This is a genomic window from Alkaliphilus crotonatoxidans, assembly GCF_054658015.1.
The window spans coordinates 17,943-36,499 of sequence record NZ_BAAHXS010000001.1 but is presented as its reverse complement, the minus strand read 5'-3'; the positions used below and the strand labels follow the sequence as shown (position 1 = coordinate 36,499).

The following is an 18,557-nucleotide window of genomic DNA, read 5'->3' as shown; positions in this document are numbered from 1 at the left end:
ACTTAAGACAATTTTTAAGTTATTTACTATTGCTTCATTCCTTAATTAAAATAAATTTGGCAGTGATTTCTGTGCCACTATTATTAAAGCGGTATTATCACGGTAAAAAAATAGCCCCCAATCGATAGGGCTAATTTTTTTATTGGCATTAAATTTTCTAGGTAAGTAATACCTTTACGTACTCTCTACCATCAGTTAATTATTTGGTATCATCCTGTGTATTTAAAATACTAGGCCTTTTATCCTTCAATGGAACTGGAATTCTAAATAGAAAGTCCATTAAAGCCTTTATATTTAATGGTATGAGGGGCCATAGGTAGGGAACATTCAAGGATTTGGTCGTTGCAAGCATCATAATCCATAGAATAATTGCTCCAACTAAGCCATAAATTCCGAATATTGCCCCGGCAATCAAAAATAGCAGCCTAAAAATGCGGTTAGCCAGACTTAGCTCATAGCTGGGGGTAGCAAAGGTACTCATGGCAGCAATGGCCAGATAAAGAATTACCTCCTCTGCAAACAAGCCAACATTGATGGCAACCTCACCTATTAGTATGGCCGCCACCAGTCCGAGGGCGGTGGCTAAGGCACTGGGGGTATGGATGGCTGCCATTCTAAGGATTTCTATTCCGATTTCTGCCAGAAAAAACTGCCAAAACAATGGAATATTTCCGGTTTTCTCTACACCTATAAATTTTATGGATGCTGGCAATAGTTCAGGATTTTCAGCTATCACATACCATAAAGGAAGTAAAAATAGCGATGCCAACACGGCTGCAAAACGAACCCATCGCAGAAAAATCCCCACAATAGGTTTTTGTCGATATTCCTCTGCATGCTGTAGGTGATGCCAGAAGGTTGTGGGGCAAATCATAACGCTGGGAGAACCATCCACCAAAATTAATACGTGACCTTCCCTAAGATGCACACCACAGGTATCGGCCCTTTCGGTATACCTCACCATAGGGTATGGATTATAGTAGCGTCCAAAAATAAACTCCTCCAGTGATTTTTCCTCCATTGGCAGGCCATCTACCTGAATTTCTTCTATTTTTTGTTTTATGATTTCCACAAGGGTCATATCAACCACACTATCCAGGTAAGCCAGAACCACATCGGTTTTTGAACGCCTTCCCACCGAAAAATGCTCCATGATTAAAGAACGATCCCTAATTTTTCTGCGAATTAAGGCAGCATTAAATACAATGGTTTCTACAAAACCATCCCGGGGCCCCCTTACAACCCTTTCAATGTCAGGCTCCTCAGGGGAACGGGCTGGATATTCCCGTACATCCATTAAAATGGCTTCGTCATAGCCCTCTATTATAAATGCAGCCTGACCTGATAAAACCTGAGAAATTACCTCTTCCAAATCCTTGCTTGTTTCTACTTCAATATGGGGGATATATTGATGTACTAATTTTTTAATGGCATCTTTATACAGGTCCTTAGGAGTTAGCCCTTTAAGGTCCCTCATAATATCAAGCATTATTTCAGCATTTGCAAAGCCATCTATAAAGAACAGTGCAAAATTGATACCACCATATTCCAGTTTGCGATGAACCACATCAAAATTTTTATCAATCCGCAGCTCCTTTAATAGGTAATCAACATTTTTACTAAAGTTTTTAGATAACAGGTTTTCATCATTCCGATCTGCCACTTTTCACCGCCTCCTCAATCTATTGTTCTTATTATGATTCTACAGAATTGATTTATTCGTAAATGTTATTCTCGTGGTGCAGCATATTTGGAATTTTTCATGTCATTAAAAGGATGTTTTGTAACCAATAATGTTAATTGTTTTCTTTTTATTTCAATTGATCATCCGCCAATATTTTTTCGCCGGCTACCTTTATGCCAATTGCCCCCAATGGAGCTGTTATGACAATGGCCAATACCGCCAGGGCTAAAATCAACTCGCCGGATGGCACGCCAACTGATAGGGGTACGGCTCCAATGGCCGCTTGCACCGTTGCCTTGGGAATATATGAGATGATGCAGAAGACCCTTTCTTTAAAGCTTAAATCGGTGCCTATTAAGGATATATATACGCCTATGCTTCGGCCAGCTAAGCCAATTATTAGTATTAATAAGCCGATCCATCCTGCATTAAGGGCCAAATATACATTAACCTGGGCACCCACCAGTACAAACAATAATATTTCTGCAAAAACCCAGATTTTATTGAACTTACTAGATAACGCTTCAGCCATCTTGGGCTTTCTTTCAAGGATAATAAAGCCGATAGCCATTACCCCCAATAGGCTGGCTATTGGCAAGATATCGTGTAATTTATCCTCCAGAGACCTTAGTACGATGGCGGAACCTAATATCATTAAGGTTTTTTTGGTATTCCTGATATGGAAATGATCAAATAAATACAATAAAATAATACTGAAAATTATACCCAGTAAAACTCCTAAAACAATTGATAAAGGTATATTGATTAGCTGCCTGAATAGATTAACCCGTTTCCCGCCATACATTCCAATGATTGCAGAAAATATTGTTATTGCCACAACATCATCTATAGAAGCCCCAGCCAATATAAGGGTAGGTATGCCCTTTTCTGCCCCCTTTTTTCGCTCAATCAAGGTCAGCATTGAAGGTACAATTACTGCCGGTGAAACTGCTGCTAAAATAAAGCCTAGCATACCAGCTTCAATTCTGGGAATGTTTAATAGGGCGCTGGCCACGTACATAATTGATATCCCTTCCAAAACCCCTGGTATCAAGCTCAGCTTCAGTGCTGAAATGCCAACTTTGTTCAGGGTCTCTCTATTAATACCAAACCCTGCCCTGATTAAAATGACAATCAATGCCATCATCCTTAAATCTCCTGAGATTTCCAGCAGGCTTTGATGAATGAGATCAAAACCAAAGGGTCCCATTAATATACCCAGTAATAGCATTCCCAGCAAACCAGGCAGCTTCATTTTTGAAAAGGCTGCATTAAACAACAGGCCCAGTAAAATAATTAATGCCAAACTTAACGCCAATTTAAATTCCCCCTATTGATGCGTTTTAGTAGATAGTATTTGTTTCCTAAATGCAAAAAACTCCTACAAAACAGAAGTCTGCTTTGTAGGAGTCATTAACTGATTAAAACCAGTGGTTAAAGGTGAACTCCATCACCTGATTCAAATATATCAAGATTATAGCATAAATTTAGAAAATAGTATATATTTTCCTCTGTTGAAACATTTTAAGTCCTTTATAGACCTCTCTTTGGATTTAAACCCACCTTACATCGGTTTATAAAGCCAAGAATTTTAACAGTAAGTATGATTGAAGCAATAAATACAACAATAATACCTATGAAGGCCAGTGGTGGTATCAGAATTAGGAGCATTATAACAATTATTGCGATTTGAAGCATTTTATACTGATTCCATCTTTCTTCGGCCTCTTTGGCCAATTCAGAGTGATCTTCCCTGTCTGCTATTTCTTTAATTCCCATAAATAAATGATAGACAACCAACAGGTTTAAGATAAATGCCACAATACCAAAAATAAAACCAAATATCCCGAATGACCCAAGGGTAATCCCTCCGGCCTCTATCGGCCTTTCATAGATTGCAAAGAAGGAAAGTATGATCATTGGCAGATTGTACCTGGATGCTTCTTTGAAATGTTCACTATCAGAGGCCAAATCTGCAAAGCCCAATGCAAAAAACACATAGCCAACAATATCGGGTAAAATATCAAATCCTTGAATTCTAAAGCTCAGCATAATAAAGAAAAAACCCCAGAATAACTTACTTAATCCTCTTTCTCTCATTTCATTACCCTCACAATTTTTTATTTACTACCACTTATATTAATATCATCCTATGCCCATACCCCGTTAATGGTTCTATAGTCTCCAATCGGCACCCAATAATGAGCCAAATCTGACCCAGCCCTCCAGTTTGATCATCGATTTGATAGACAAACCGATAGACACCCTACCTTTTCTTCAATTTTGTTGTGTCCTACGATTTCCCAACTGCCAGGTTATGACAATGGCCAGTATTAAAAATATAATTAAGGCTAGAATATGCACCATCTTTCCCCTTAAAATTTACTTAATCTCCTTTTCCATAACCACATAGGCCATTTGAGATTTAACAAAGGTTGTTGACGTCTCAACAAAGCCAAATCTTCGGTAAAAATTCACCTTGTTTTCTCTGGCATTCAAAAAGGCTAAATCTAAATTTTGACGATGCAGCTCCAGTAAAACCCAGTTTAGCAGAGCTGTACCGTAGCCCTGGCCCTGCAGCTCAGTTAAGGTGGCAAACTTTCTGATCTGTACCCTTTTATTGCTTGATGGTGAAAGGGTTAAAACAGAAGCCAGGGTATTTTCCAGAAACAGCCCATAATGATCTGAAATATCATCATTCTCCAATATAACATATTCAAAGGGCTTATGGGGCCACATCACTTTATGTCTAAGGCCCCAGGCCAATTCCTTATTAATTTCCTTTATGAGCAAAGTCATTTCTCCTTTTGTCATGATGTAGCTACCTTAAAACAATCATCTGCTATATTATATCTAATGATCCAGGAAGAAGCAAATATACGATCGTGAGTAAAATAACCAGCAAAATAGCCTTTACTTTTCCCGTGGGGTATAGAGCAAAACGTCCCTTTAGGTATTGGCTCAATAAAGGATTCAATAGTATCCCTATGATGACAAATAAAAGACCTGTCTGGATTAATCGGCTTCTAATTTCGACATACTCCCTTAAAACAAACAAATGCCCATAGGCTGATAACCAAAAAAACAGCGAAAGAATCCATAAAATAATTTGTTTTACCCGGTACAAAATTATCGGTCTTTCCTGTTCCCTTTCCTCAAGCCCTCTCATAACGATTCGCCCCCTGTATCTATTGAGTTTAACACCCCTTTACTACATTATAAAGAAAGTAGCAATATATATCCAGAAATTTCTTGATTTTTCCTACATTATATCCACTCATATCCAGACACAAAAAGGGCTGGTCATCTTCCCAGAAAGATACCAGCCCGATTCATAAAATAATCGTGATCAATAGACTCTTTAATTTACCTTCATCACACGTATGGCATTCAAAACTGCCAGCAGCGCTACACCAACGTCAGCAAAGACCGCCTCCCACATGGTGGCAACCCCGCCTGCCCCCAGGGCTAAAACAATTAGCTTGACTCCCAGGGCCAAAATTATGTTTTGCCATACGATCTTTCGTGTTTTTTTAGCGATTTTAATGGCTGTTAAGAGCTTCGAAGGCTCATCGGTCATTAAAACCACATCAGCTGCCTCTATGGCGGCGTCTGAACCAAGGCCTCCCATGGCAATTCCCACATCAGCCCTTGCCAGCACAGGAGCATCATTGATGCCATCCCCCACAAAGACAATTTTTCCCTTTTTGTTGGATCGCAGCTTCTCAATCTGCTCCATCTGCTCTACCTTTTGATCTGGTAAAAGCTCAGTATACACTTCATCGATTCCCAGCTGACGGGCAGTTTTTTCTCCCACCGCTCGAATGTCTCCGGTTAGCATGACAAGCCTATTGACCCCTGCCTCCTTTAAACCGGCTATGGTCATGGCTGCGTCTGGCTTCACTTCATCTGCTATGAGAATATAACCCGCATATTTTCCCTCTACAGCCACATGAACAACGGTGCCTGTCTCTTGAGGGGCAGTAAAGATAATTCCCTCCTGCTCCATCAACCTTTGATTTCCAGCCAGAATTTCCTTCCCATCATACTGTACCTTCGTGCCTTTTCCTGACAGCTCCTCATAGCCCTTAATCAGCTCTTTATTGACTGACCTTTCATACCTTCTTAAGATCGATTCCGCAATTGGATGATTCGAGTAGCTTTCTGCATAGGCGGCATATTCCAATAAACTTTCCTCATTAAACCCATCTGCCGGATTAATTTTTGTCACCTTAAACACCCCTTTGGTCAGGGTACCGGTCTTGTCAAAAATAACCGCTTCGATTTGATTCAAGGCCTCAAGGTAATTACTTCCCTTCACCAGAATTCCATTTCTTGAAGCCCCACCAATTCCGCCGAAAAAGCTAAGGGGAATGGAAATCACCAGGGCGCAGGGGCATGAAATAACCAAGAAAATCAGTGCCCGATAGAACCAATCTGAAAAGCTTGCTTCACTGATTATCAAGGGCGGTACAATGGCCAAAAGAGCCGCCACACCGGTAACCATTGGGGTGTAATATCGTGCAAATTTAGTAATGAAATTTTCCGTAGGAGCCTTTCGGCTGCCGGCATTTTCCACCAGCTCTAATATCCTCGAAACCGTTGATTCTTTAAATTCCTTTGTTACCCGAACAACCAACAGCCCACCTTTGTTAATAAAGCCCCCTAATATACTGCTGCCCGGTTCCACCTCTCTTAATACCGATTCTCCCGTTAAAGCAGTGGTATCAACCATAGAATTGCCCTCCACCACTACGCCATCTAAGGGTACCTTCTCCCCAGGCTTTATCACAATCAACTGGTTAATTCCTACTTCCATCGGAGAAACACGCCTCTCACCCTGGGGAGTTTTTAAATTGGCATAGTCAGGGCGAATATCCATTAAAGCAGCAATAGAATTTCTTGATCGATTGACTGCAAGGCTTTGGAAAAACTCACCGGCTTGAAAGAAGAGCATTACAGCCACCCCTTCTGCAAATTCGCCGATGATAAAGGCACCGATGGTGGCAATGGTCATTAAAAAGTTTTCGTCAAATATTTCTCCCCGGGTAATATTTTTAGCAGCACTAACGATTACATCGCCCCCAGAAAGGCAATAGCTCAGGAAAAAAAGTGAGAAGCTGGCCCATGGGGGAAGCTTCAAAATAATCCCCCCGGCAAAGAGTATTGCCGCCAGACTAAATCGAATGATTTTCTTTTTCATAGCGGCATCAAGGCCCGACCTTTCCTTTCCCTTGGGGTTACCATCCATTTCACCCAGGGTAATTACCTCTACTTCAGGCTCCAGCCTTTTTACAATCTCTTTAATTTGTTTCGTAATCCTTTCTCCTAGAGTAGAATCCTCCAATTTTATTTTTAGCTTTTGGGTCACTAAATCCAGATGGGCCTCCTTGATTCCAGGGAGCCTTCTGGTCTCTTCCTGAATTTTACCGGCGCAATTGGCACAATCCAACCCCTTAAGCAATAGGGTGATGCCATTCTCTCCCGGACGATCATTGTGGTGATGATTATGATTATCATCACCGGAAACTTGCCTTTCCCGTACCTTAACATGGGGCTCCAGTCTATTGACAATCTCTATTACAGCCTCGATAATTTTCGCTTGATCCTCATCTTCATCAATGTCTATCTTCAGGCTTTTAGTAGCAAAATTTAAGGTTGCCTCATCCACGCCCTTTATCAGCCCTACTTTTTGTTCGATTTTCATAGCACAATTGGCGCAATCCAATCCCTCTAATATCAACTCTCGTTTTACACTGGCTTTCATTTTTTTCCCTTCCTTCAAAGTGAGTTATTCATTGATATGACTTAGTCCTTGATCGAATATTTGTTTTACATGGTCGTCGTCAAGGGAATAATAGACTACCTTTCCTTCCTTTCTGAACTTCACCAGCCTTGCCTGCTTCAACACCCTTAATTGATGAGATATGGCAGACTGGGTCATATTTAACAGAGCGGCAATATCACATACACACATTTCCGAAGCAAATAAAGCGTAAATGATTTTAATTCTTGTGGTATCGCCAAAGACTTTAAACAGCTCTGCCAGGTCATACAAATTTTCCTCGGCAGGCATGTTTTCTTTAACAGCTTCCACCACCTCTTGATGAATTACATTACAATCACATTTAAGATATTCTTTATTTACATCACTCAACATGATCACCTCTTTTTAATTGAATGTATGAACAGTTATTCATTTGTTTGTTTATATTATATTCCCCTTCAAAATAAAAGTCAATCATTTTTATATGAATATGTGTTCATATATTTGTTTTTATTTTCCCCTAACTCTTTTTTCTTTTCTATTCCAATAGAAATAAAAAACACATCGAAATCTAAGGCCTTTAGGCCTTGTATCGATGTGTTTTTATTTTTATATTCCAACGCCCACCACAGTTAAAACTGCCATATTCCCTAAGGAAAATTCCAGCAGATCAGGCGGTGGAGTAAAGCAGCTGCTAGCAAAAATCATTTTTAATTTTTTTCAGTTCATATAGATAAAATACGGGCCCATCTTTACAAAGATAGTGCTCATCTAAATTACAACGCCCACATTTCCCTATACCGCATTTCATCTTGTATTCCAGCGTAGTAATAATTTGATCAGGTTTAAAACCCAGCTTTTCAAGGGTCTGTAGAATATATTTAATCATAATTGGCGGCCCGCAGGTAATGGCAACGGTGTTTTGAGGGTCTGGGCACAGCTGCTCCAAATACTGGGGTACATATCCTACAAATCCCTTCCACTTGGATTCCGCTGAATCGACAGCCAGGTTTACTTCAAAATTCTTTTCTCCAGGCCAGTTTTCAAAAATATCTCCTTTAAAAATGAGGTCTCCCACAGAACGGGCTCCATATACCAGTTGAAATTGATCTGGGTATTGATTTCTATGGTCCAGTGTATACTGAACCAGTGATCGCAGGGGCGCCAAGCCGATGCCTCCGCCGATAAAGAGAAGCTTTTTTTCCATTAAGTCTTCCACCGGAAAGCCATTACCGTAGGGGCCCCTAATACCAATTTCATCACCAATTTCCAGCTGATGCAAGGCCTCCGTCAACCTTCCTACCTTTTTAATACTAAATTCTACATAATTACGGCCGGGCGGAGAGGTAATGGAGAAAAGGGCCTCTCCAATTCCCAACAGAGACAGCATAGCACATTGACCGGGCGTATGATTCAGTGGTTTTTCCGGTTCTACTTGAAAGGTTTTGACATCGCTGCTTTCGGTAATGATATTGACTACTTTTCCCTGCATGGGGATTAATGGATTATGCTTCATAGTTCCACTCCAATCTTTCTCAGCACAGTATTAATAGATATACCTACTGGACACAGCTTTCCACACCGACCACATCCTACGCACGCCAAATCTCCCTGTTTTTTTACAAAGTAATTGAGCTTATGGAAAAATCGATTTTTAATACGATCCTTTTTTTCTGGTCTTGGATTATGGCCCCCTGCCATGTTGGTGAAGTTTGAAAACATACAGGAGTCCCAGGTACGATATCGAACCCCTTGATCCTTACGATTAAAATCCCGAACGTCATAGCAATGGCAGGTAGGACAATAATAGGTACAGGTACCACAACCTAAGCAAAGCATCCCCAGGCTTTGCCACAGGGAAGACTCAAAAAACTCCTCCATCCTGTTCTTAACTTCCTCTGCCGGTAACCTCTTTACTGGTGTTTTGTCTGGAGGTGTCGGGAAGGCTTCAGCAGTTGTAAAGCCTTCCATTGTCAGTAAATGCTCTGCCAATTGCCGGCCCTTTTCACTATTAGATTTTAAATATATTTCCTTTTCATCCTTATCATTTTTAGCCATTACAATATCTGCATCCGGTGTAAGGGGGCAAATGCCAAATTGCTCACAGCTGCAGTTTTCTCCCATCTCCGAACATACGGCAGCAATCATCAGGGTCTTTTCTCTTTTTTCCTGGTATAGGGTATCCACCGGGTCTGATAAAAACACCCTGTCAATCAACTCTACGCTCTTTAAATCGCAGGCCTTTACCCCTAAAATAATTTGGGGGATCATGGCTTCCAGCTCGTCAACTTCTATTTTGCTCCCTTTCCCTGCAAACCTTATATAGGTCTCTGTATCTGGAAATAAAAAGGATTTAATGGAGCCCAAGGGCGGCGTATTGCGAAAAGTAATTTCCTCACCTATTTGTAGCTCATTGATATTCATTTGATCTAACGGTCTGTAGTGCTCCACGCCATCCTCAAGGGTAGGGCAAAAAGTTCGATATTGGGCTTCCAGCTGATGGCAGGCAAATATCAGATTGGAGAAGGATACCGTTTTGATGACTAGCTCCATTACTGATCCCCCTTTCCAAAGAAATCTGGCTCTTTAGCATTGGCATGGGATAAAGGGGTGGGTAATTGATCAATTCCAGGCAAATAGCTGCCATAGAATTTGTTCAGCTCCCTTTGAAGCTTCTGATTTAAAAGGTGCAGGGGGATATGCTCCGGACATACACGAGAACATTCTCCACAGCCTACACAGCGGTCAGAAACATGGAAGGCCCGTATGATATGATAAAATTGATGCTGTGCCGGCTGATCCTTGGCAGCATCGATATAATCTGGATTTTCCCGATCAAAGATACAAACACGGCAGGTACATACAGGGCAGGCATTTCGACAGCTGTAGCACCGCTTGCAACGATTTAATTGCCTTTTCCAAAATTCAAATCTTTCTGCCTCTGACATTTGTTCAATTTGATTAATCTCTGTAAAGCTTTCCTCATGGGTCAAAACCTTTCTTTCCGATACAGTTTGTTCCGTAAGCAAAAGATCTACCTCCTGGGCTGGAGGAGCAGCTTGCCTACAGTGAAGGCAGAAGGGTGATAAGCCCTCCTTATGAAATTGATCTTTCCTGATTATACCAGGACATTGAATCCCTATCAGATAAATTTGATCTCGATGAATACGGCCCTCCGCCAGCATCAGCTTGATAGCCCTATGATCACAGCCCTTCACTACAATGGCTGTCCTTTTATTTCGAAATTCACCTTGCAGCAGGTATTTAGACAGGGCCTTTTCACTGTAGGCATCAAATAATAGATTCTTTGCCTCATCGCAGGTGGTGGCCACATAGGGGATGGTTTGACCCCCTTCCTGGTTCTTTGTATATCCCAACACCATATCTACTGCTCCCGACCGCAGCAGCTCGGCCCCGATTTGCTGTAGCTTTTCTGTTATCTTGAACATCTTAGATCCCTCACTTTGTCATAAACTCCCATTTGCTTGAGCTTTTCTGTGAAGTCCTCTACCGTACTCTTAAATCGTTCCGCTTCATTGCCAGAGATCCATTTTACTAATAGGCGCTCTGGAGAAAGACCCATGAACTCCATCAGGCTTCGTAGTAAAGCCATCCGCTTTCTAGTATGATAATTTCCAGTATCATAGTGGCAGTCCCCAGGATGGCATCCTGCTATCATAACCCCATCAGCACCATTTTGAAAGGCCCTGAGTATCAGAGGCACATCAACCCTACTGGAGCATGGAACTCTGATGATTCTAATGTTTTCAGGGTATTTTAACCGGCCTGTTCCAGCCAAATCTGCTCCGGCATAGCTGCACCAGTTACAGCAAAAGGCGATAATCTTGGGCTCGAAGCCTTCTTGTGTCATATGCTGTCCACCTCCGCTAGAAGTTGTCTGCTGGTAAAACCGCCAATATCCATGGCACCGCTGCGACATAGCCCGGCACAGGCACCACAGCCCTGGCAAAGGGCCCGATTCACTGAAGCTACAGGTCTATCAAAGGTTTTAATGCCTGCCCTTTCGGTAACATATTCTTTGCCGATGGCTTCATAGGGGCATACCGGTTTACATTGCATACATCCACTGCACAGCTCTTTGTTGACAATGGCAGTGGTGGGAACACTCTTTACCTTTCCCTTATTAAACATAATAATAGCCTTAGCCGAAGCTCCACTGGCCTGGGTTACTGCATCTGGAATATCCTTAGGCCCCTGGCAGGCTCCTGCCAAAAAAACTCCCTGGGCTTGGGTTTCGACGGGCCGCAGCTTGGCATGGGCCTCACTAAAAAATCCATTGGCATCGGAGGATATGCCCACCATACTTCCAATTCTTTTAGCATCCTTTTTGGCCTCCATACTGGTGGCCAGGACCACTAAATCTGCTTCAATTTCCACCTGCTCCCCCAGAGATCCGTCATACCCCCTGACCAACAAACGATTGTCATCATCGCCCAGGGGTTCAACCTTTGACACCTGACCCCTTAAATAGTTGGCACCCTGTTGGCGGGCTTTTTCATAAAATTCCTCATAATTTTTACCAGCAGTTCGAACGTCGATATAAAAAATATAGCTTTCAATCTCCGGAAATTTTTCACTTAATAATAGTGAATGCTTAGCAGTATAGAGGCAGCAGACCTTAGAACAATATGGATTTCCCTGATGTCTGTCCCTTGACCCTACACACTGAATAAAGACAATACGCTTCGGCTGCTCTTGATTGGATGGTCTAATGATCTTTCCATGGGTGGGCCCAGAAGCATTAAGCATTCTTTCCAGGTCCAAACTGGTGACTACATCTGGATGGGCGCCATAGCTATATTCCCCCAGGTGATGGGGTTTTTTTAAATCAAAACCAGTAGCCACAATAATAGCTCCGTATTCATTTTGAATGATATCATCTTCCATTTCATAATCAATGGCGCCTCTGGTACAGACTTTTTTGCAAAGTCTGCATTTTTCTGATTTAAAATAGGTGCAGTTGTCTCTATCTATTACGGGTTTATTGGGAACAGCCTGGGGAAATAAGGTATAGATGGCCTTTCTTTTACTTCGGCCCTGATCAAATTCATTGTCTACCCTTTTAGGGCATTTATCAATACAATCGCCGCAACCGTTGCAGAGATCGGCCTTTACGCTTTTTGCCCGACTTCTGATGGTTACAGAAAAGTTCCCAACATAGCCGGAAACCCCTTCAATTTCAGAATAGGTATATAAGGTAATGTTTTTATGGGCGGCTGCCTCAACCATCTTAGGGGTCAGGATACAGGCAGAACAATCCAGGGTTGGAAAGGTCTTATCAAACTGAGCCATTTTCCCGCCGATAGAGGGTTCTCTTTCCACGACATCTACTGGATACCCAGCGTCGGCGATATCAAGGGCCGCCTGAATTCCAGCAATTCCCCCGCCAATGACTAAAGCCCTTTTGGTAATACCTAACTCGTCGGAATGAAGGGGGATGGCATGGATGGCTTTGGCGATGGCCTTTTTGACTAAATCCATGGCCTTTACGGTTGCCTTTTCTTTATCGGTATGAACCCAGGAGCAATGCTCTCTGATATTAGCAATTTCTACATAATAAGGGTTTAGTCCCTTATTAATCATGAGCTGCTGAAATGTAGATTCGTGCATTCTGGGGGAACAGGCTCCGATGACCACCCTGTCAAGATTATATTCATCAATTTTTTTGGCGATTTCAGATTGCCCTACTTCTGAACATAGGTATTGTATATCATTAGAGCAGACAACATGAGGAATTTTTCTCATTTCCTGGGCTACCCGTTCCACGTCCACTGTATTTTTAATATTACTTCCGCACCAGCATATGAAGACTCCAATTTTCATTATTTACCCCCCATTTAGTAAGATGGCCTTAGCGTTCAAATTTTCGCATTGAAGCAATGAGGGCCTGTCGAGGCAAACCTGTTTTTTGAATCAGCTCCATCTTACTTTGATCCTTTTCCCGTAGAACCATAGCCCGAAAACCTTCAATAATCCTGGCCGGCTCAATATCACGGGGACAACGGCTTGAACAGGTCATGCAAGAGGCACAGACCCATAAGCTTTCACTTTGAAGCACCTTATCAAATAAACCTAGCTTTGTCAGCAGCATCATTTGATGAGGCTTATAATCCATTTGTTCAATAAAAGGGCACCCGGAGCTGCATTTCATACATTGGTAGCAGTCCTTTACCTCTTTTTGTGTAATATACAACAATTCTTCCTTTTCACGCCTGCTGGCTGTTTTCTGAGGAAAACGCATAGGATCTCTCCTTTCTCCAGGGACTATCGGCCTCCCAGGGCTTGAAAAACCGGAACGGTAATATAGTTAACGGGCAGCCGATCCCTTTCCTCCCAGTCTATTTGACACTTCTCCAGATTGTGTTTACACAGGGGGCAGGCCGTCACCATTTGGGTGGCCCCTGCCCTTTTGGCTGACATGACAATCCGCTTACTGGTGCTGTGACAGATGGTTTCGCTTTGATAGGCATGATAAGTGCCGCAGCAATCGATACGGTAGGAAAATGCCACCGTTTGGGCTCCCAAGGCCTCCAGAATTTCCTCCATTAGCTTCGGATTTTCTGCATCTACCAGATTGATTTCTTCCTTTGGTCTTAGAAACAGGCAGCCATAATAACAGGCAATTTTTTCTCCTTTTAAAGGGACTACTGCTTTCTCTTTTAGCTTTTCGTATCCGACAAAATCTCGTAATACTTCAATCAGGTGATATACCTTGGTACTTCCGTCATATTCTGATTGAAGGTAGTTTTCTACACGCTCTTTAGCTTCCGGGTCATTATTCATTCGATAATTGACTCGCTTCAATACATGGTAGCAGGCACTGCACAGCGTCAACAATCCCTCCCGGCCTTCTTCCTTCGTTCTTTGCAAGGCCCTTACAGAAGATAGTAGGGGCACATATTCGTCTGTTGTTAATGGATATACGGCACCGCAGCATTCCCATTCCTCTAGCTCCCGGACATCGATGTCAAAGGCCTGTAGTATTGCCATTGATTGTTTTTCAAAGCCATCATCATTTTGTGCTCTAACAGTACAACCGGGATAATATCCAAGCATAGCTTCCACTCCCCTTTGGTTTTAGTTTTCTACCCTTTCTATCGGGTTGGATTGAGCCGGTGCCTAAATGGAATCAAAATAGGTGAAGTGAAGGTTTTTTCAATTCTATGGCTTTCTAACTCCTTGACAAAATCTTTTACATGGTTAATATGTAAACGGGGCTTAAAATCCTTCATGGATAAGGCCCTTTGGGCTGCGTCAAGCCCTGCCCTTCTCCCAAACACCAGAATATCTAATAAAGAGTTGCCCATAAGACGATTTCTTCCGTGGATACCCCCAGCGGCTTCACCTGCCACATAGAGGTTTTCAACAGAGGTTTCTCCCCTTTGGTTGATCAAAACCCCTCCATTTTGGTAGTGCAAAGTGGGGTACACAAGAATGGGATCTTTGCGTATATCCACATTAAAGCGAGCAAACTGTCTAAGCATCGCCGGCAATTCCCTTTCAATGGTACCTTCTCCATGGATTCTCTCGATCATTGGAGCGTCCAGCCATACCCCCTTCATTCCTGAAGGCGCAGTAATTCCCTTGCCCCGGACACATTCCCTAATAATGGCAGAGGCTGCCACATCACGGGTTTCCAGAGGATAAACAAATTGCTCTCCATCAATATTAACAGGCTCAGCCCCAAGCCCCCTCACCTTTTCGGTAATCAATAATCCTTCCACCTGCTCTGGAAAGGAAGCACCGGTTGGATGGTACTGAACCGTATCCATAAAGATAAGCCTAGCCCCTGCCCGATAGGCCATTACTAATCCATCAGCCGTTGCACCATAATGGTTGGAGGTGGGGAAATTCTGGGTGTGAAGTCTTCCCAGTCCACCGGTAGCCATAATGACAGTTTTTGCCTGTACAACCTGGTATTCATTGGTCTCCATATTATATAGTATTGCACCGGCGGCCCTTCCCTTTTCATCCATAAGCAATTCAACAGCAGGACTGAATTCAACGACATCTATTCCCCGGCATAAAACCTCGTCCCTTAGGGTACGCATAATTTCTGCTCCAGTATAATCCCGGGCAGAGTGCATTCTTTTTCGTGAGGTTCCCCCGCCATGATTGGTGACCATATTGCCTGAAGCATCTTTGTCAAACATACATCCCAGGTTTTCCAGCCACTTAATTACTGAAGGGGCATCAGATACCAGGGCCTTTACCAGCTCAGGAATATTGTAATAGTGTCCTCCTCCCATTACATCCAAGTAATGGACAGGGGGTGAATCCTGGGGCTGATCCGCCGCCTGAATCCCCCCCTGAGCCATTACTGTATTGGAATCTCCAAAACGAAGCTTGGTAGCTAAAAGTACCTTGGCTCCATTTTCATGGGCCAGCAGGGCAGCCGAAGCTCCCGCACCGCCACCGCCAATCACAAGGACATCCACCTGACAATCAGCTTCTTGAGGGGTAAAATGCTTCCAATCTATTTTAGGATAAGCCTCCAGTATATCGCACAGCTCATGGGGGAATCGATCCCCTTTATTGGGTCCAATTTTAGCCTCCCGAAATTGACCTTGAATATAATCGGGATGGTGGTTCCTCAACACCTCTTGCTTTTCTTCGGGAGTCATTCTGGGAAAATAGTTTCCTAATCGCCCTTCTCTGGTTTTTTCCACCTTTTCAATTGATTCTCTCATTGCAGGAGTATAACTCATGGTATTAGGCCCCCCTATTCAATTTCACGCTTATTGTATTTTTCAGCCAGGGTTTCCTTATCGGCCTTTATCAGCTTCTCTAATGGCTGATCAAAGACCCCGGCTTCAATTTCATCAATTCTTTCCTGCAAATGGCCGGCATTAGGGGCCAGATACTTTCCGTGGAGGCGCCTGCATAGCAGGCCTACTTTATAGTGAACGATGTTAGCCGGACATCTGGATGAACAAAGGCCGCACATCAGGCAGTCAAAGGATTCATCCGCCGCTTTAGAGATTTCTCCTCGAATGGCATGGGCGATATATTTCATTACTTTTAAATTCTGCGGGCAAACATTGCTACATGAATTACATCCAAGACATTTCGTAATTTCAGGATAAATCGCCACCACTTGATCTTTATCAGCCTTTAATTCTTCTACATTATATTGCACCCTATGATAGGGATAAAAGGGAATTTGAGTTAAGTACATTTCATTTTCTACCTTAGTTTGACAAGCCAGCCCCACCTTCAGCTCATGATTCCTACCGATACGATAAACCGTAGAACAGGCTCCGCAAAAGCCTGCTCTGCAGCCACAACCCCTTAGCAGCGTGTAGCCGGCATATTCAAAGCCCTTCATAATGGTCAGGGAGCCGGGTACGGTATACCGCTTGCCCATAATATAGATATCTACCATTTCACGCCCTTGAACAGGGCTTTCTTTTTCGACTTCCAATATACGATCCTTTGTCACCTGATTACCCCCTTTAAGTAGTCGTAGTGGTAATTACATCATACTCAGGAACCGATTTTCTTTTTGGCCCCTGGAATACCTGGTTCTGTCATTTCTTTAGGCTTCAGGATAGCATCTAGCTGTTCCTCGGTTAATAGGCCTTTTTTCAAGACAACTTCCCGGACAGTTTGTCTGGTGGATAATACTTCTTTGGCAATTTCCGAGCTTTTTTCATAACCAATGTAAGGATTTAAAGCAGTTACTACTCCAACACTGCTATTAACCAGCTCATTACAGTGCTCTCGATTGACTTCAATGCCACGAATACAACGTTCTGTCAGGGCATTAACCCCATTGGTTAAAATTTCAATGGCTTCAAATAAATTTTTAAATATTACCGGGGCCATCACATTTAATTGAAACTGTCCTGCTTCTGAAGCCATAGCGATGGCATGATCATTACCTTGAATTTGAAAGCAGATCTGGTTCATCATCTCTACCATAACGGGGTTAACCTTGCCTGGCATAATAGAGGACCCAGGCTGTACCGCAGGCAGCTTAATTTCCATTAAGCCACATTTGGGCCCTGAGGCCAGCAGCCTTAGGTCATTGCACATCTTAGACAGATTTAAGGCACAGGTTCGAATCGCACCCGATACGTGAACGTAGCAATCTGTATTTTGTGTGGCATCTACTAAGTGCTCCGCCAAGCGAATATTTAAGTGGGTAATCTTTTTCAATTCTTCAATGGCCGCCTGAATATAGGCAGGGTCAGCATTAAGGCCTGTTCCCACGGCAGTTGCCCCCAGGTTAACGGTATATAAGGCTTCCATTGCTTCATTTATACGATTGATATCTCGATTAATTAACCGGGCATAGGCTCCGAATTCCTGACCCAATCGAATGGGAATCGCATCTTGTAAATGGGTTCTTCCTATGGTAACTATTTCGTCAAACTCCAGTTCTTTTTCTACAAGGGCTTTGTGTAGCTTTTCTAAGCTGTCTATTAGTTTTTCTTTCATCATAAGAACTGCTACCTTAAAGGCTGTTGGCACTACGTCGTTGGTGGATTGGGCCATATTCACATGGGTATTGGGAGATACAATATCATAATGACCTTTTTCACCCCCAAGGATTTCTATGGCACGATTAGCTAAAATTTCGTTTACATTCATATTAATAGAGGTGCCTGCACCTCCTTGAATGGGTTCCACAATGATCTGGTCGTCATACTGACCAGCGATAAATTCTGTACAGGCTATTTTGATGGCCTGACCAATTTGCTGTGGCATGACTTCGGTACGAAGGTTAGCTTCGATACAAGCATACTTAACTAATCCCATTGCTCGCACCAATTGCTTATGTATTCTAAGACCCGATAAGGAAAAGTTTTGCTTAGCTCTTTTAGATTGAATGCCGTAATAGGCATTGGCCGGTATTTCTAAACTTCCCAGGGAATCAGATTCCACCCTGGTCTTGTTAAACTGTGGGACGGTACGAAGGGACTTGATACGTTTAAGCCGCATTGGATAATTAGACTTAAACAGCCTATGCTTCAGCAGATAATTTTTTGTGTTCTCTAACATACAAACCATCCTCCTTTTTTCTTTTAGCTGAACCAGCTTTATTCTAAAGACAAAGAAAAATATTGTTACTAAATTAAC

Annotated in this window: 17 protein-coding genes and 1 riboswitch; all 17 genes read right to left on the bottom strand. The window is 42.6% G+C overall.

The genetic code is table 11. The annotated features are described in order from the left end of the window. Positions 1 to 199: 199 nt before the first annotated feature. The gene (locus tag ACYQ1I_RS00145) at positions 200 to 1,663 is read right to left on the bottom strand and encodes a spore germination protein (protein WP_459761547.1); all 1,464 of its coding nucleotides are present in this window, start codon (positions 1,661 to 1,663) and stop codon (positions 200 to 202) included. A gap of 148 nt (positions 1,664 to 1,811) precedes the next feature. Further along, on the bottom strand, positions 1,812 to 3,002 hold the full coding sequence (locus ACYQ1I_RS00140) for a cation:proton antiporter domain-containing protein (protein ID WP_459761546.1): 1,191 nt from the start codon (positions 3,000 to 3,002) through the stop codon (positions 1,812 to 1,814). A 79-nt stretch (positions 3,003 to 3,081) separates the two neighbouring features. After that, a riboswitch (Fluoride riboswitch) is annotated at positions 3,082 to 3,148 on the bottom strand. A 69-nt stretch (positions 3,149 to 3,217) separates the two neighbouring features. Continuing rightward, the gene (locus ACYQ1I_RS00135; protein WP_459761545.1) at positions 3,218 to 3,784 is read right to left on the bottom strand and encodes a hypothetical protein; all 567 of its coding nucleotides are present in this window, start codon (positions 3,782 to 3,784) and stop codon (positions 3,218 to 3,220) included. Between the two features lie 282 nt (positions 3,785 to 4,066). Beyond that, on the bottom strand, positions 4,067 to 4,498 hold the full coding sequence (locus ACYQ1I_RS00130; protein ID WP_459761544.1) for a GNAT family N-acetyltransferase: 432 nt from the start codon (positions 4,496 to 4,498) through the stop codon (positions 4,067 to 4,069). A 28-nt stretch (positions 4,499 to 4,526) separates the two neighbouring features. Next, entirely contained in the window at positions 4,527 to 4,853 is a 327-nt protein-coding gene (locus tag ACYQ1I_RS00125) for a hypothetical protein (protein WP_459761543.1), read from the bottom strand. A 192-nt stretch (positions 4,854 to 5,045) separates the two neighbouring features. Then, positions 5,046 to 7,451: a heavy metal translocating P-type ATPase gene (locus tag ACYQ1I_RS00120; protein WP_459761542.1), complete on the bottom strand. Its 2,406-nt coding sequence runs from the start codon at positions 7,449 to 7,451 to the stop codon at positions 5,046 to 5,048. A 24-nt stretch (positions 7,452 to 7,475) separates the two neighbouring features. Beyond that, the gene (locus ACYQ1I_RS00115; RefSeq protein WP_459761541.1) at positions 7,476 to 7,844 is read right to left on the bottom strand and encodes an ArsR/SmtB family transcription factor; all 369 of its coding nucleotides are present in this window, start codon (positions 7,842 to 7,844) and stop codon (positions 7,476 to 7,478) included. Positions 7,845 to 8,145: 301 nt separating this feature from the next. Further along, positions 8,146 to 8,967 carry an FAD/NAD(P)-binding protein gene (locus ACYQ1I_RS00110; RefSeq protein ID WP_459761540.1) on the bottom strand — a complete coding sequence of 274 codons (822 nt, stop codon included), beginning with the start codon at positions 8,965 to 8,967 and terminating at the stop codon, positions 8,146 to 8,148. Next, positions 8,964 to 10,004 carry a 4Fe-4S dicluster domain-containing protein gene (locus tag ACYQ1I_RS00105; protein WP_459761539.1) on the bottom strand — a complete coding sequence of 347 codons (1,041 nt, stop codon included), beginning with the start codon at positions 10,002 to 10,004 and terminating at the stop codon, positions 8,964 to 8,966. Before ACYQ1I_RS00105 ends, ACYQ1I_RS00110 begins: the two co-directional genes overlap by 4 nt. Then, positions 10,004 to 10,900: a 4Fe-4S binding protein gene (locus tag ACYQ1I_RS00100; RefSeq protein WP_459761538.1), complete on the bottom strand. Its 897-nt coding sequence runs from the start codon at positions 10,898 to 10,900 to the stop codon at positions 10,004 to 10,006. The genes ACYQ1I_RS00105 and ACYQ1I_RS00100 overlap by 1 nt, the downstream gene beginning before the upstream one ends. Continuing rightward, on the bottom strand, positions 10,888 to 11,322 hold the full coding sequence (locus tag ACYQ1I_RS00095) for a hydrogenase iron-sulfur subunit (RefSeq protein WP_459761537.1): 435 nt from the start codon (positions 11,320 to 11,322) through the stop codon (positions 10,888 to 10,890). The genes ACYQ1I_RS00100 and ACYQ1I_RS00095 overlap by 13 nt, the downstream gene beginning before the upstream one ends. Continuing rightward, the gene (locus ACYQ1I_RS00090; RefSeq protein WP_488193071.1) at positions 11,319 to 13,295 is read right to left on the bottom strand and encodes a 4Fe-4S binding protein; all 1,977 of its coding nucleotides are present in this window, start codon (positions 13,293 to 13,295) and stop codon (positions 11,319 to 11,321) included. Before ACYQ1I_RS00090 ends, ACYQ1I_RS00095 begins: the two co-directional genes overlap by 4 nt. A 28-nt stretch (positions 13,296 to 13,323) precedes the next feature. Further along, on the bottom strand, positions 13,324 to 13,713 hold the full coding sequence (locus ACYQ1I_RS00085) for a 4Fe-4S dicluster domain-containing protein (RefSeq protein ID WP_459761536.1): 390 nt from the start codon (positions 13,711 to 13,713) through the stop codon (positions 13,324 to 13,326). A 23-nt stretch (positions 13,714 to 13,736) separates the two neighbouring features. Beyond that, the gene (locus tag ACYQ1I_RS00080) at positions 13,737 to 14,528 is read right to left on the bottom strand and encodes a CoB--CoM heterodisulfide reductase iron-sulfur subunit B family protein (protein ID WP_459761535.1); all 792 of its coding nucleotides are present in this window, start codon (positions 14,526 to 14,528) and stop codon (positions 13,737 to 13,739) included. A 38-nt stretch (positions 14,529 to 14,566) separates the two neighbouring features. Then, positions 14,567 to 16,180, bottom strand: coding sequence for an FAD-binding protein (locus tag ACYQ1I_RS00075; RefSeq protein WP_459761534.1), 1,614 nt, complete (start codon positions 16,178 to 16,180; stop codon positions 14,567 to 14,569). Positions 16,181 to 16,194: 14 nt separating this feature from the next. After that, positions 16,195 to 16,914, bottom strand: coding sequence for a 4Fe-4S dicluster domain-containing protein (locus ACYQ1I_RS00070; RefSeq protein WP_459761533.1), 720 nt, complete (start codon positions 16,912 to 16,914; stop codon positions 16,195 to 16,197). 44 nt (positions 16,915 to 16,958) lie between these two features. Then, complete coding sequence (locus ACYQ1I_RS00065) at positions 16,959 to 18,479, bottom strand: aspartate ammonia-lyase (RefSeq protein WP_459761532.1); 1,521 nt, start codon at positions 18,477 to 18,479, stop codon at positions 16,959 to 16,961. Between the last annotated feature and the right edge of the window lie 78 nt (positions 18,480 to 18,557).